Origin of the sequence: Ruegeria marina, assembly GCF_900101475.1 — a bacterium.
In the GTDB taxonomy this organism is placed as follows: Bacteria; Pseudomonadota; Alphaproteobacteria; order Rhodobacterales; family Rhodobacteraceae; genus Ruegeria_B; species Ruegeria_B marina.
The window spans coordinates 264762-279756 of the sequence record NZ_FMZV01000001.1 but is presented as its reverse complement, the minus strand read 5'-3'; the positions used below and the strand labels follow the sequence as shown (position 1 = coordinate 279756).

Here is a 14995-nt window from a genome sequence, read left to right as displayed (position 1 = left end):
GCAGGTGGCATCCCGGTCACAGAGCGGGTCGTTTCTATCGCTTACCGATTGGCGAAAAACCCGAAAGGCCCGCAATATCGGGACTTTGGGGCTCGTCATTCTCGGCCCGGCCCTGACACTGGCGACCTATCTCGTGACCGGGCCTTTCGATCTGGGCGCCACTTCCAACACGCTGCGACTCATCCTGCTGGCGGACCTGATCTACATTCTGGTCCTGGCGGCGCTTGTGATCTCTCAGGTCGGTCGTCTTGTCGCCGCGCGGCGCGAGAAATCGGCGGGTTCCCGCCTGCACCTGCGGCTGATCGGGGTCTTCACGCTGCTGGCGCTGATACCGACGGTCACGGTGGCCGTGTTTGCCGGACTGACGCTCAATATTGGTCTCGAAGGCTGGTTCTCAGACCGGGTGCGCAACGTTGTCGGCGCCTCGTTGGCGGCTGCCGAAGCCTATGAGAAGGAGCACCGCGAAGGTCTGGAACAGGATGCCCATGCCCTGGGCCGCTACCTCGACCAGGCGCGGGCGGTCAATTTCTTCATCACCGATGCCGAATTGCGCGGTGTGCTTGCGCAAGGGCAGAAGCAGATACAGCGCGGCCTGCGCGAGGCTTACGTGATCGACGGAACGGGCCAGATCAAGGCGCGCGGGGATCGGTCCTATCAGTTCGACTACGAAGAACCCTCGCGTACGGAATTCGACTCGGCGCTGTCCTCCGGGCTGGCGATCATCCAGGACTGGAACAACAACGAGTTCCGGGCGCTTGTTCCGCTCACCGCCTATCCCGACCGCTATCTCTATGTCAGCCGAACGGTGGATGGCAGCATTCTGAACCTGCTCGATGACACCAAGGAAACGGTTCATCTCTACCAGCAGCTTGAAAACGAACGGGGCAGGGTGCTGTTCGAATTCGGCCTGCTCTACCTGGGATTTGCCGTCATCCTGATTCTGGCCGCAGTCTGGTTGGGGTTGTGGTTCGCCGAACGCCTGTCGCGGCCCGTCGGCCGGTTGACGACCGCGGCGCAGCGGGTCGGCGGCGGCGATCTTGGCGTGCAGGTGCCGGAGGAAAGCGGCGATGACGAGATCGCGATGCTGGGGCGGTACTTTAACCAGATGACCCGGCAGTTGAAGGCTCAGCGCGACGCCTTGCTGGAAAACACGCATCAGATCGAGCGCCGCAGGCGTCTGTTCGACTCGGTTCTCAGTTCTGTCACCTCCGGGGTGGTCGGTCTCGACCCGCAGGGGCGGGTGACGTTCGTGAACCGGTCGGCGGAACGCCTGCTCGACTGGTCGGGTGATGAACAGAGCCTTGCAATCGGTATCGCGGTGCCCGAGTTCCTTCCGCTGTTCGAAACCTTGATGGAAGGCAATCAGGAAACCGTTCAGGCCGAGGTCAAGGTGACCCGCAAGGGGCAATTGGAAAACCTGCTTGTGCGCATGGCGACCCGCCGCGGCGACGGCCAGACGCTCGAAGGCTATGTGATCGCGTTCGACGATGTGACCGATCTTGTAAGCGCGCAACGCATGGCCGCCTGGGGCGACGTCGCGCGTCGCATCGCTCATGAAATCAAGAATCCGCTGACGCCGATCCAGCTGAGCGCCGAACGGATCAAGCGCAAGTTCTCGCAAAAACTGGATGAGGCGGATAGCGAAAGTCTCGAATCCATGACCGACGTGATCGTACGACAGACCAATGATCTGCGGCGCATCGTTGACGAATTCTCGAAATTCGCGCGCATGCCCGAACCGGTCCGGCATGAAGAAAACCTGGTGAAACTGGTGCGCGACGCCGTGTTGTTGCAGCAGACCGGCCAGCCGGGCGTAAAGCTCGCTCTCTCCATTCCGGACGAAGAAGTCTGGGGCGATGTGGATGCAACCATGTTGGGTCAGGCTCTGACGAACCTTATCAAGAACGCCGGAGAAGCCATTGAGAGCTTGCAGGAAAAAGGCGCCCCCGAAAATCTGAGGCCCGAAATCCGGGTAAGCCTCGCGGCAGAAGGCGCCGGAACTGTCATCAGCATTGCGGACAACGGGATCGGCCTGCCTGAGGACAGGGCGCGCCTGTTCGAGCCCTATGTGACGACGCGTGACGAAGGCACCGGCCTGGGCCTGCCCATCGTCAAGAAAATCATCGAGGAACATGGCGGGACGCTTCAGCTCGAAGATGCTCCCGTTTTCGACGGACAGGACCATTTCGGTGCGATGGCCGTGATCCGTCTGCCGGGGCACAACCCGGCGCAAAAGTCCGCAACCCAAAGACCAGCGGCCAAAACCAAAGCGAAAGCAGGGCGAAATGAGTGATATTCTGATCGTTGATGACGAGCGTGACATCCGCGAACTGGTGTCGGACATTCTCGAGGACGAAGGGTTTTCCACCAGGCTAGCCGGAAATTCCGAAGACTGCATGGCGGCCATCAATGCCGAACCACCGGGGCTATTGATCCTTGATATCTGGCTCAAGGACAGCCGGATGGATGGGATCGACATCCTGAAGGCGGTAAAGCGCGACAATCCGGATGTGCCGGTGGTCATCATCTCGGGTCATGGCAATATCGAGATCGCCGTAGCCGCGATAAAGCAGGGCGCCTACGACTTCATCGAAAAGCCCTTCAACATCGACCAGCTCATGGTGGTGATCCGCCGCGCGATGGAAACGTCCCGGCTGCGCCGCGAGAATGCGCAGCTCAAACGCCGCGAGGTCTCGTCCACCGAAATGATCGGGCAATCCGCGGCCTTTCGGGCGATGCTCAATCAACTGGACAAGGTCACCAAGTCGAACGGGCGCGTCATGCTGCGCGGTCCGGCTGGCTCGGGCAAGGAGATTGCCGCGCGCTATATTCACGCCAATTCCAACCGGTCGAACGCGCCTTTCGTGACCGTCAACTGTGCCGGGGTTGAACCGGAGCGGATGGAAGAGGTCCTGTTCGGCCGTGAAACCGCCGACCGCGGGGTCGAACCCGGGCTGCTGGAACAGGCTCATGGCGGCATCATCTTCTTCGACGAAGTCGCCGACATGCCGCTTGGCACCCAGTCCAAGATCCTGCGCGTGCTGGTGGATCAACAGTTCCAACGGGTCGGCGGCGCCGACAAGGTGCGGGTGGACTTGCGGGTCATTTCCTCGACCAACCGCGACCTCGAAGAGGAAATCCGCGCCGAACGGTTCCGGCAGGAACTGTATCACCGATTGAATGTGGTCCCGATTTCCGTTCCGTCCCTAGAGGACCGGCGCGAGGATATTCCCGTGCTGGCCGCGCATTTCATCGAAAGCTGCCATCAGAGCCAGGGGCTTCCGCTGCGCGAGATCAGCGAGGAAGCCGTGGCGCTCATGCAGACCATGCCCTGGCCCGGCAACGTACGGCAGCTGAAGAACCTTGTCGAAAGGGTATTGATTCTCGGAGACAGCACCGGCCCGATCGAAGCCCGCGAATTGCCCAGCAACGAGGAAAAGATCGAAGAAGGCCGGGTAGTCCTGTCCGGAGCATTGGCCACCCTGCCGCTGCGTGAGGCCCGCGAGGCATTCGAGCGCGAGTATCTGCTGACCCAGATCAACCGGTTTGGCGGCAATATCAGCCGCACCGCAAGTTTCGTCGGCATGGAGCGCAGCGCCTTGCATCGCAAGCTGAAGTCGCTGGGAGTGGTAACATCCGGCAAATCCGGCGCGCGCCTGGCCTTTGCCGATGACGAGGTCGAGGCGGCGGAATAAGGCTTTTCGGGAAAGTCCCGCGTCACCCGCGGGATCAACCCGCAGCCGGTGTTACGACTTGTATCGAGCCGTCCTCGAACCTCACGACACAGGACTTGGGACCCAGCGGGGGCAGCTTGGCGCCCCTGACCGGCTGGACCTGGGCCGCGACGTTCTGGCTGCAACTGGGCAGCTGAACCGGTGAGTAGCCTTTTTGCGCCATGCATTGCTGTTCGACCCGGCTGCGCAGACCGGCATTCGGATCGACCGAATAGACATTTCCGGGCTCCCACCAACCCGGCGTTGTATAGCACTGGCCAGCGGCATTGCAGACCGTCCGGCCCGGAAAATAGATCGGCGGGCGTTGCCGGATCTCGGTGGCGACAGGCGCATCCCTGAGCGCCTTGACCTGGCAGTCGGTTGTATCGGACTGCATTCTGGAGACGCTGATGCCTTCCCGAAAGTAAATCGACAAAGGGCCGCAGCCCGTCAGAATCAAAGCGGTCAGCACTGTTCCCAGAACATGTTTCATGAGGCCCAGATTGGCACCAACCCGCAGTCCTGACAATTGAATTGACCCGGTCACGGCCATCTGTCATTCAAAAAACCTCAGGCAAAAGGGGCCAGAGCATGAAGGTCATCATCTGTGGTGCGGGGCAGGTCGGCTGGCAGATCGCCCGGCATCTGTCAGGCGAGTTGAACGACGTTACCGTGGTGGACAACAACCCAGACCTGGTGCGTCGGGCGACCGAGACGCTGGATGTCCAGGGGATCGCCGGTTTTGCCTCTTATCCCGATGTGCTGGAGCGAGCCGGCGCGCGCGATGCCGACATGATCATCGCTGCGACCTACTCCGACGAGGTTAACATGGTGACATGCCAGGTTGCGCATTCGGTTTTCGGCGTCCAGAGAAAGATCGCGCGCCTGCGGTCCCAGTCCTATCTGAATGCAATCTATTCCGATCTTTACCGGCGTGAACATCTGCCCATCGACGTGGTCATCAGCCCCGAGCGTGAAGTCGCCGCGGCCGCCATGCGCAGGCTCTCGGCGCCGGCCGCATTCGACACGGAAGTGTTCATGGGGGGAATGGCGCAGCTGGTCGGCCTGTCGGTGGACGAGGAAAGCCCGATCATCAATACGCCGTTGCGTCAGCTGACCGACCTGTTTTCAACCCTGCGGTCGATCGTAGTGGGCATACGGCGCGAGGGGACCCTGTTTGCGCCGGAACCGGGCGATCAGATTTTTGCCGGCGACGAATGCTATGTGTTCTGCCATGTCGATGACGTGAGCAGGACGATAGAAGTATTCGGAAAGACACAAAAAAAACAGGATCGCGTCGTGATCGTGGGCGGTGGCAACGTGGGGCTTGAAGTCGCCCGCGAACTGGAAAGCCATAAAAGCCGCATCCATGCCAAGGTGATCGAACGCGACCGGCGCAATGCCGAACGCGCGGCCGAGGCACTGGAACGGACCATCGTGCTGCACGGCGACGGGCTGGATGCCGCATTGCTGAGCGAGGCGGGCATCGACCGTGCCGACGCGATGCTGGCGGTCACCGATGACGACCGTACCAACTTGCTGGCCGCGGTGCGGGCCAAGGCCGCCGGATGCCGGTTGGCAATTGCGCTGATCAACGACCCGACGCTGGTGGCGCTGATGGGGCCGCTTGGCATCGACGCATACATCAACCCGCGGGCCACCACCGTGAGTTCGATTCTGAGACATATCCGCCACGGACGCGTGCGCCAGGTCTATTCCATCGGCGATGCCGAGGCCGAAGTGATCGAGGCAGAGGTTCTTTCGACCTCGCCGATGGCAGGCCAGCGCCTCCGCGACATCGACTTTCCCGAAGGTGTGCTGGTCGGTGCGGTCAGCAAGGACGGCAAGGTGCTGCGCCCGACGGGCGAGTTGCGCATATCGGAAGGGGATGTGATCGCATTGTTCGCCATGGCCGACGACGTGCCGGAGGTTGAACGGTTGATGCAGGTCTCGATCGATTTCTTCTGATGGCACACCGCAGGCATCAGCAGGAAAGGGGACTGTTGCGGCGCCTGCCGCTGTTCCTGCTCATCTGGGGCGCTTTCTCGATCGCCATGCTCTTGCCGTCGGTTCATGCGCTTGTTCTGAACGATCACGAAACCTCGCGCTCGTTTCTCTATTCGTGCATTCTAGGCCTGACGATCGTGTCCATGATCGCGCTTGCGCGTGCCGGAAGGCCGTCGCGCCATGGAACGCTGGGTCAGCTGCTTGCGCTGTTGTCCACATTCGCGGTCCTGCCGCTTTTTCTGGCGATACCGTTTCACGATGCGCTGAAGACCACGAGCTTTCTCAATGCCTATTTCGACATGGTCAGCGCCATAACCACGACCGGTGCCGAGATGTTTCCAGACCCGTCCCGGCTGAGCGCCCCCCTGCATCTCTGGCGGGCCACGGTTGGTTGGCTGGGCGGGCTTGTGATGTGGATTGCCGCGTCGGCGGTGCTCGCTCCTTTGTCGCTGGGCGGGTTCGAGGTTACGGCCCAGGGGCAACCCGGTCGCATCGTGTCGGGCCTGGGGCAGGGAGATCTGGTGGACAGCCGGGGCCGGCTGATCCGGGTCGCCGTCACATTGACCCCGGTTTACGCCGGTTTGACCGGTGTTGTCGCCATTCTGTTACTGGCGGCGGGCGAGACGGAACTGACCGCGATCTGTCATGCGATGTCGGTGATGGCAACTTCGGGTATTTCTCCGGTTGGCGGATTGTCGGGGTCGACCGCCGGACTGACCGGCGAGGCAATCCTGTTTCTCTTCATGTTCTTCGCCCTGTCGCGTTTGACTTTTTCCTCGGATACGGCCACGCGCGGCCATGCCCGGCTTGACCGCGACCCCGAATTCCTGATCGGCCTGTTGATCGTGGCCGCGGTGACGGCCCTGTTGTTCCTGCGGCACTGGTCCGGCGCCATCGAGTTCAATTCGACGGAGAACCTCGGGCTCGCCTTGCACGCGCTCTGGGGCGGGCTGTTCACGACCCTGTCGTTCCTGTCCACGACCGGGTTCGAATCCGCCGACTGGACCGAAGCGCGGCAATGGTCCGGCCTTGGCACGCCGGGCCTGATCCTGCTGGGCCTGTCGGTTATCGGAGGGGGGGTGGCAACGACGGCCGGAGGCGTCAAGCTGTTGCGTGTCTATGCGCTCTACCTGAACGGAACGCGAGAGCTGCAACGCCTGGTTCATCCTTCATCGGTGAGTTCCGCGGTGGGCCGCAACCGCCGCATCCAGCGCGACGGCGCTTTTATCGCATGGGTATTTTTCATGCTTTTTGCCATTTCGCTTATCGCTGTCTGTGTCGCCTTGGCTGCGGCCGGGTTGGATTTCGAGCAGGCGATGGTGCTCAGTATCGCGGCGCTCAGCACCACTGGACCATTGATCGAGACCGCCACCGAGGCACCCATCCGCCTGATCGAAATGACGGTGGCGGCCAAGGTGATTTTCTGTGCGGCGATGATCATCGGACGCCTGGAAACCCTGGCGATCATTGCCCTGATCACACCGGCGCTGTGGCGGAATTGAAACCGGCCTGCCAATTCCTTTGTGCAGTTCCATTTTTTTCGACTGGCAAATCCTTTATCAGGCATTCATACTCTTAATGAAGGTGCACGCAGATCCGCGGCGTGTAGCAAGAATAAAGGCGAGATTGGACAGAAATGGCTTCGGACAGACAGAATCTTCAGGACGCATTCCTGAATCACGTTAGAAAAACAAAAGTCCCGGTCACGATTTTCTTGATCAACGGTGTAAAATTGCAGGGTGTGATCACCTGGTTCGACAATTTTTGCGTATTGCTTCGCCGTGATGGACAGTCGCAGCTGGTTTACAAACACGCGATCTCTACAATCATGCCGGCCCAGCCGATCAGCCTCTATGAAGGTGAAGATTCCAATTGATGGAACATGATCGGGCGCGCACCCGTGCCTGGGTGCTGCACCCCGAGTTGAAATCCGATCCCGAACGTCGTGACCCTGTTCCGGCGCTCGGGGAAGCTGTCGCGCTGGCGGCGGCCTTACCCGAACTCGAGGTGATCGGTTCGGGTATCGTTCGTCTTGCGAAACCGCAGCCGGGCTATCTTTTCGGGTCGGGCAAGGTCGAGGAACTGGGCGCGCTGTTCAAGGCCAATGACATTGAACTGGTGCTGATCGACGGTCCCTTGACCCCGGTACAGCAGCGCAATCTGGAAAAGGACTGGAAGGTCAAAATACTCGACCGGACCGGCCTGATTCTCGAAATCTTTTCGGACCGCGCCCGGACCCGCGAGGGTGTGTTGCAGGTCGAGATGGCGGCGCTCAGCTATCAGCGGACACGGCTGGTACGCGCCTGGACCCACCTGGAGCGCCAGCGGGGCGGATTGGGCTTTGTGGGCGGGCCGGGCGAAACCCAGATCGAAGCCGACCGCCGCGCCATCGACGAACAGCTGGTCCGGTTGCGGCGGCAATTGGACAAGGTGGTCAAGACACGCGAGCTGCATCGCAAGGCGCGCGCCAAGGTGCCTTACCCGATCGTGGCGCTGGTGGGTTACACCAACGCAGGCAAGTCCACCCTGTTCAACAGGATGACCGGGGCCGAGGTTCTGGCCAAGGACATGCTTTTCGCGACGCTCGACCCGACCATGCGCCGGGTCCGGTTGCCGGACGGGCCGGAAATCATCCTGAGCGATACGGTGGGATTCATCTCCGATCTGCCGACAGAACTGGTGGCGGCCTTCCGCGCCACGCTGGAAGAAGTTCTTGCCGCGGATCTGATCCTGCATGTGCGCGATATCAGTCATGCCGCGACCGAGGAACAGGCCCGCGATGTCGAGACCATCCTGACCTCGCTTGGCGTTGCCGAGGGCAGCCCTCGTCTTGAGGTCTGGAACAAGATCGACCTGCTGTCGCCCGAGCAACACGCATCGGCACGGGTGAGAGCCGAGCGCGATGCCAGTCTGTACGCCGTGTCCGCGGTGACGGGTGAGGGGTTGGACGGGTTGCTGGCCGCGATTGCCAGTCAACTGGACGAGGTGCGCCACGAAACCGTTCTCAGGCTTGAGTTCTCCGACGGCCGCCGCCGGGCCTGGCTGTTCGAGCGAGACGTGGTTGAGACAGAGCGCCAGACCGAGACCGGTTTCGAAATCACGGTTTCGTGGACCGCACGACAAGAGGCGCAATTCGCCGCCCTATAGACGGCTCTTCTGTGAAACCCGGCGCAGGGCGAGGGCCGCGACCAGCGGGCCGAGCAGTTCAAAGGCGACCGTCGCGGAAATTGCCAGTGCCGTGATCATGTCGCCATGCTCGGGAAAGTAGTCGGCCGCAATCAGGGCCATGCCGATGGCGACGCCGGCCTGCGGCAACAGGGCGGGACCATACCATTTTCGCTCCTGGGGCGGCACGGCTGCAAGCGTTCCACCCAACCAGCCGCCGACGACCCGGCCCACGATCCTCAACAGAACATAGGCCAGCCCGATCGGGCCGACCGCCAGCAAGGCTCCGGCATCCAGCGATGCACCCGCGAGGATGAAGAACACGATCAGGAAGGGCCATTCGAAATGTTCGATCTCGCGAAACGCCATGGTGTGGTGATGGGCGAGGTTGACGATGACGGCACCAGCCGTCATGCCCGCGATCAGATAGGACAGATCCAGCCACAAGGCGAGGCCGGCGGTCAGGAACACGACACCCAGCGCTTCGATCCGCAACGGTTCTCCGTCCGACAGCCGCCCGGTCAGATAGGCGGCGGGCAGGCCAATCCCGAGCCCCAGGGCGATGGAGCCCGCAAGCTCGCCCAGGGCGTCGGTGATCAATCCGGTTCCGGCCCCATCTCCGGTGACGGTCTTTGCAACCACGATCAGAAGTGCAAAGACCAGTACGCCCCAGGCGTCGTCGATGGCGACGATACCTTTCAGGGTCTTCGTGAAATCATTTTCCTTTCCGGACTGTCGGATCACGTCGACCGTGGCGGCGGGATCGGTCGCTGTCGCCAGTGCCCCGATTATCAAGGCGGCTGACAGTGGCACTCCGACCGCGACCAGACCCGTGGAAACGATCAGCAGAGTGCCCAGCACCACCGCAATCGAAATCGTCACGATTTCCCGGCCATGCCCGCGCAACGTTTTGACCGACAGTTCGCCACCCAACAGAAAGGCCACCATGCTGAGCGCGAGCACGGAAACGATCGGATAGATTTCCCGCAGGCCCTGCGGGACAAGATCAAAACCGGCGCTGCCGGCGACCAGCCCGCATCCCAATAACAGCGTCACCCGGGGCAGGCTGGTGCGTCGCCCGATACCGTCGGCGGCCAGTCCGGCAAGGAACAGAAGGCCAAGCGCTACCAGGGCGGAGGCATAGCCTTCCATCACTGTTTGGGAACCAGCTGGGTCAGACCAACCGCCGCTGCGCGTGCTAATTCGGTATCCAGCGACATCGGAATATACTCACCGCGCCGCCAGAGCTGGGCAAGGTCGTCGTAATGCCGGGACAGGAAATGTCCCGATTGCCCGGTCGAGATGACAAAGACCGAACTGTCCGGATCCGCGAAATCGTAAACCCCCCGGAACCCGGCGCCATGCACGTTCTGGAATGGATCCGGATCCTCTCCCGACGTTCGGCCGCGCTGCAAGGTATTGTCGCCGCCGCTTGTCGATTGGCGGATGTTCACGAAATGCCGCAAAAGCGGGACTTCACCCAGAACGGGATGATCGTGGGTCGCCTGATGGGCGTCCCCCCAACGCAGCGATTCCAGTGCGGTGCCATAGCGCTCGCCAATCCAGACCAGCGCATCGTCCAATGCCAGCCTTGCGATTTCGGTGCAGGTTTCCACGGGCGCGCTTTGCCGGATATCGCACCAGGCAGACGCCCCGTCGATATCCTTGTAGACCCGTTCAATGAACAACGGTTCCACATGTTTGAACTCCTCCGCCAGCGGTCCGAGTTCATCCATGATCAGACGTTTCTGCAAGGCACGTACCCAGGCGGCATAGATCAGCGGTTCAGGCAGATGCTCGTTCATCTCGCCATTCCATTCCGCCAGAAGACCAAGCGCGATCTGGCGCTGCCGTTCAGGCGTGCCGGCTGGTGCGGCTTCTCCGGTGAACCACAGATCGGCACCGATCAGGGGCAGCAGGTTCCGGGCGGTCGGGCTGACCGGGTCAAGCTGGGCCTCGATGAAACTGTCGCGGGTGTGTACCTCGCGCGATTGCATCAGCCGCTGCCATCGGCTCACGCGCTGGGTATCGCCCCAGACAAACGAGATATGGTTGGGAAACGGCCGCTCCAGCAACTTGTTGTTGGTATTGCCAAGCAGACCGCCGACCGGAGATACGAATTCAGGGTTGGAGGCGTTTGGCATCCGGCCTTGCCAGCGGTTTTCGGCCCGCCAGCCCTGTGATGGCAACCTGCCCTGGCTCTGATGGGCCGCGTCCCGTCGCGGCACCGCGCCCAGCATCTTCAAGGCGATGGTTTCCCGATCCGCCAGGGTCAGGTTCTGTGAGGGTGCCACATATGTTTCGGTCGCACGCAGGGCTTCGGCCACGGTTCCCGCGTTCATCAGCGCCATGGCGGCCGAGAACGAGGTATCTCGGGGATCCAGCATGGTCCAGCCAAGCGAGACCACGTGACCCGGCGGCGTTATGGTCTCAAGGTCGTAGACCGACCCCGGCAGAACGGGACCATTCTCGGTCCAGCGCAAGGTCAGCGTGATCGGGGCGGCATCCTTTATCTCGATGATGGATGGCCGGGTTTCGAAGGCTTTGTACCCCGAAGGTGTCAGGTATTCCTCGGGGTTGTCCGGGTTCAGCTTTTCGATGAACAGATCCTGATCATCCATGTACGAAGAAGTCAGGCCCCATCCCAGCCGTTCGCCGCGCCCGACCAGAACAAGGGGTACGCCCGGGATGGTTCCGCCGATGACACCGCCCCTGGCCAGTTCCAGACGGGCCAGATACCAGGTCGAGGGCGCCGCGAACCCCAGATGGGGGTCGTTGGCCAGGAGTGTGCCGCCGCTGGCCGAGCGGGACGGAGCCGCGGCCCAGGCATTCGACGCGCCGGCAAGCCCGTGCCGGGGCAAGGGGGACAAAGGGTCCCGCGGATCTGACCGGGCTTCGGCGTAACGGGGGACGCCGGGAAACATGGCCGCATATTCCGGAAGCGCCGCCACCCCGGTCCCGGGCGCGTCGGGCAGGATATCGACCAACCTTGCCTGATCATCCAGCATCAGAGAGGTGCGGGCCCGCAGGATCTCTTCCTCCAGGTGCCCAGACAATTGCAGCCCCATCAGCTTGATGATCGCGATGCTGTCGGCCGGGTGCCAGGGCGCGACAGGCGCGTTGAACAGGAACATTTCCGGCGCGCCCCGGCCCAACGCCTTGGCGTTGATCTCTTCGAGACGGGCGTTCACCCCTGCGGCATATGCTTCAAGCGCAGCAGTGGTGTAAGCATCCTGCGCGCTGACCGATTGCTGCGCCAAGCGATACAGATCGAGCCGCCGCAAAAGCCGGTCGATGGATACCGTGCGCTGTCCGAAAACTTCGGACAACCGGCCCTGAACGGTGCGGCGCAATGTTGTCATTTGCCACAACCGGTCCTGCGCATGGGCGTAGCCCAGTCCGAAGAACACATCCGGATCCGAGCTGCCGAAGACATGCGGAACATTGTTGTTGTCGCGCATGATCTCGACCGGCGCGCCGACGCCGGAAACTTCCAGTGTCTGGGTGTAGTCGGGCAGGGATTGCCCTGCGAGATAGTAGACCAGTGCCATGGCCGCAACGACGAGCGCTACAAGTCCGGCAGCAAGGCGCAGAAGCCAGCGAAAGATCAGACCCATGAGTATCCCGAGGCGTAACCGATTACAGATTTTGCCGCGATCCTAGGGTATTGGCAGCTGGAACGAAAGGGTTGAACCGTCAGTCTGACAGCGGGTTCCACTGGTGGAGCCGACCTTGAAACAGGCCGGCTCCGCCCGCGATCAGGGAATGATGCGCGTATATTTGGTGCCTTCCAGCGTGGCCCCGACCCGAAGGCCCGCTCGCCCGAAAACCGCCGCCAGTACCGGCGAACGCAAGGTATTGGTATCGGCCGCCAGCGAGTCGCCCTGATCACTTACGACATATTCCAGATCGGCCCCCGCGGCCCAGCCGCTGGACCGGCGGAATTCGCTGAGTGCATCCTGGGTCATGAAGAACAGCACATGCGCATATTGCTGGGCGCCCACCTGCAGACCGGCACTGCCCTTCACGGCGGAATAGTAATCCACGGTCACACCGTCGATCCGCAGTGCGCCGCGGCCATAGCCGCCGCCAAAAACGAACCCGGCTTCGGTCAACAGAGGCATCACCAGCATGCCGGCGGCCTTTTGCGAGATCTCGACCGTGTTCGGAAACTCGCTGTACATCTCGTTCAGCGTCGCGGTGACCCGCGCGTCGATCTGGGCCGCGTTGGAATTGCCAACGCCGTTGCCGCAAGCGGCGGTAAGGGTCAGCCCGGCCATGCCAAGGGCAAAGCAACGACGGGTCAGTCGGTGGGTCCTGATGCTGCTCATGTCTCTCGTCTTTCGCAGAGTTGCCTGAAAAAAGCCGGGTTTTCCCGGTCTTGCGGCTAACATTATGCCGAAGAGACAGCCCTGTCACGCCAGAACTGTCCGGGTTCGGCGGCTTCTCGCCCGAAAATGTCGTCAGCCGTTCAGAATGCGGGCCACTTGTGGGGCGAAATAGGTCAGGATCCCGTCACAACCGGCGCGTTTGAAGGCCAGAAGACTTTCGAGCATGACCTTTTCGCCGTCGATCCAGCCATTCTGCGCGGCCGCCTGGATCATCGCGTATTCGCCTGACACCTGATAGGCGTAGGTCGGTGCGCCGAACGTGTCCTTCACACGCCGGCAGATGTCGAGATAGGGCATTCCGGGCTTGATCATCACCATATCCGCGCCCTCGGACAGGTCGCGTTCGATCAGGCGCAGCGCCTCGTTCGAATTGCCGGGGTCCATCTGATAGGTCTTTTTGTCACCGGTCAGGGCGCCGGATGCGCCGACCGCATCGCGGAACGGCCCGTAAAAGGCGCTGGCATATTTGGCGGCATAGCTCAGGATCATCACGTTGTGGTGTCCCGCGGTTTCAAGCGCCTGACGCATCGCGCCGATGCGCCCGTCCATCATGTCCGAGGGGCCGATGATGTCGGCGCCTGCCTCGGCCTGCGCCAGCGTCATCTTGACCAGCGCCTCGACCGTCTCGTCATTGACGATCTCTCCGTCGACCACATAGCCGTCATGCCCGTTGATGTTATAGGGGTCCAGTGCCACATCGGTCATCACCGCGATATCGGGGGCGGCGGCCTTGATCGCGCGGATGGCGCGGTTCGACAGGTTGTCCGGACTCCAGGCTTCGGCGCAGTCCTCGGTTTTCAGGGCGGCGTCCGTATAGGGGAACAGGCAGATCGCGGGAATACCCAGCGCCTGCGCCTCGACCGCGGCTTTCGCGATCAGGTCAACCGATCGCCGCACCACGCCCGGCATCGAACTGACCGGTTCCTCGATGCCTTCGCCATCGCGCACGAAAACCGGCCAGATCAGATCGTCTACGCTCAGGCTGTTTTCACGCACCAGGGCGCGCACGGCGGACGAACTGCGCGCGCGGCGGAACCGGGCAGCGGGAAAGGGGGCGACGGTGGGCTTCATGCAGCGCTCTCCTTGCACATTTGCCCATTGGGTGGCATGGATTTGATCCGGTCACAAGGGTACCAAAGGCCGCGTATTGGGGATAGAAGGCCGCGAACGGGGCCAGCAGAGGGGCAACACGGTTGGATTGGTATTCGTCGATCTTCGAAGTCATCGACATGCGGAGCTTTTCGAACCTGTGGTTCTGGATTGCACTGGCCGTTGTCTGGTCGTCGGCCAGCCACTGGGTGCTGGGTGTTCCATACGATATGGTCACCCGCGCCCGCAGGGTCGGAGGCCAGGCCGTACAGGACCTGAATGATATTGCCCGGGTCAACGTGAACAGGATGCTATATATCGTTGATGTTTCAGGGATCTGGCTGCTTGCGTTTTCCTGTTTCATCCTGTCCGCCTTGGCGATGAGCGGTTTTTTCTATGGGATCGAGTTCGCCCAAGCGGTGTTCCTGCTGGCTTTTCCGTTGACTTGGGTTGCCCTGCTGAACCTGTCCACGGCGCGCCGTATCCGGGCCGGCGCACTCGAAGGCGAAGATCTGGCGCGTGCATTGGGACGATGCCGGTTCTTCACGCAGATCATTGGCATGGTGGCTATTTTCTTCACGTCCCTTTGGGGCATGTTTCAGAACCTGTCAATCGGTGCTCTTGGCTGAA

12 protein-coding genes are annotated in these 14995 nt (G+C 61.7%); 7 read left to right on the top strand and 5 right to left on the bottom strand.

The genetic code is table 11. From position 1 onward, the window contains the following. Positions 1–4: 4 nt before the first annotated feature. Positions 5–2293, top strand: coding sequence for a sensor histidine kinase NtrY-like (locus tag BLT75_RS01350; protein WP_093026921.1), 2289 nt, complete (start codon positions 5–7; stop codon positions 2291–2293). Further along, positions 2286–3695 carry a nitrogen assimilation response regulator NtrX gene (gene ntrX / locus BLT75_RS01345; RefSeq protein WP_093026919.1) on the top strand — a complete coding sequence of 470 codons (1410 nt, stop codon included), beginning with the start codon at positions 2286–2288 and terminating at the stop codon, positions 3693–3695. The genes BLT75_RS01350 and ntrX overlap by 8 nt, the downstream gene beginning before the upstream one ends. A 34-nt stretch (positions 3696–3729) precedes the next feature. On the opposite strand, the gene BLT75_RS01340 is transcribed toward ntrX, so the two are convergent. Beyond that, positions 3730–4110, bottom strand: coding sequence for a hypothetical protein (locus tag BLT75_RS01340; RefSeq protein WP_245706299.1), 381 nt, complete (start codon positions 4108–4110; stop codon positions 3730–3732). 194 nt (positions 4111–4304) lie between these two features. Here BLT75_RS01340 and trkA point away from each other — a divergent pair, with 194 nt between their 5' ends. The 4 genes from trkA to hflX all read left to right on the top strand — a co-directional run bounded on the left by trkA (position 4305) and on the right by hflX (position 8867). Next, the gene (trkA, locus tag BLT75_RS01335; RefSeq protein ID WP_093026917.1) at positions 4305–5681 is read left to right on the top strand and encodes a Trk system potassium transporter TrkA; all 1377 of its coding nucleotides are present in this window, start codon (positions 4305–4307) and stop codon (positions 5679–5681) included. Further along, complete coding sequence (locus BLT75_RS01330) at positions 5681–7222, top strand: TrkH family potassium uptake protein (protein ID WP_093026915.1); 1542 nt, start codon at positions 5681–5683, stop codon at positions 7220–7222. The genes trkA and BLT75_RS01330 overlap by 1 nt, the downstream gene beginning before the upstream one ends. 134 nt (positions 7223–7356) lie before the next feature. Beyond that, complete coding sequence (gene hfq, locus BLT75_RS01325; protein WP_005611588.1) at positions 7357–7596, top strand: RNA chaperone Hfq; 240 nt, start codon at positions 7357–7359, stop codon at positions 7594–7596. Next, positions 7596–8867 carry a GTPase HflX gene (gene hflX / locus BLT75_RS01320; RefSeq protein ID WP_093026913.1) on the top strand — a complete coding sequence of 424 codons (1272 nt, stop codon included), beginning with the start codon at positions 7596–7598 and terminating at the stop codon, positions 8865–8867. The genes hfq and hflX overlap by 1 nt, the downstream gene beginning before the upstream one ends. On the opposite strand, the gene BLT75_RS01315 is transcribed toward hflX, so the two are convergent. From BLT75_RS01315 to hemB, 4 genes are all read right to left on the bottom strand, one after another. Continuing rightward, entirely contained in the window at positions 8862–10037 is a 1176-nt protein-coding gene (locus tag BLT75_RS01315; RefSeq protein ID WP_093026910.1) for a cation:proton antiporter, read from the bottom strand. The two genes, hflX and BLT75_RS01315, sit on opposite strands and share 6 nt — an antisense overlap. Continuing rightward, the gene (locus tag BLT75_RS01310) at positions 10037–12502 is read right to left on the bottom strand and encodes a penicillin acylase family protein (protein WP_093026908.1); all 2466 of its coding nucleotides are present in this window, start codon (positions 12500–12502) and stop codon (positions 10037–10039) included. The genes BLT75_RS01315 and BLT75_RS01310 overlap by 1 nt, the downstream gene beginning before the upstream one ends. A gap of 141 nt (positions 12503–12643) precedes the next feature. Beyond that, entirely contained in the window at positions 12644–13216 is a 573-nt protein-coding gene (locus tag BLT75_RS01305; protein WP_093026906.1) for a lipid-binding SYLF domain-containing protein, read from the bottom strand. 132 nt (positions 13217–13348) lie between these two features. Beyond that, positions 13349–14347 (bottom strand): porphobilinogen synthase, encoded by a 999-nt coding sequence (gene hemB / locus BLT75_RS01300; protein ID WP_093026904.1) that lies wholly within the window; start codon positions 14345–14347, stop codon positions 13349–13351. A gap of 122 nt (positions 14348–14469) precedes the next feature. Here hemB and BLT75_RS01295 point away from each other — a divergent pair, with 122 nt between their 5' ends. Next, a complete protein-coding gene (locus BLT75_RS01295; protein ID WP_093026902.1) occupies positions 14470–14994 on the top strand; it encodes a component of SufBCD complex in 525 nt (174 codons plus the stop codon). The last annotated feature ends 1 nt before the right edge of the window (position 14995 follow it).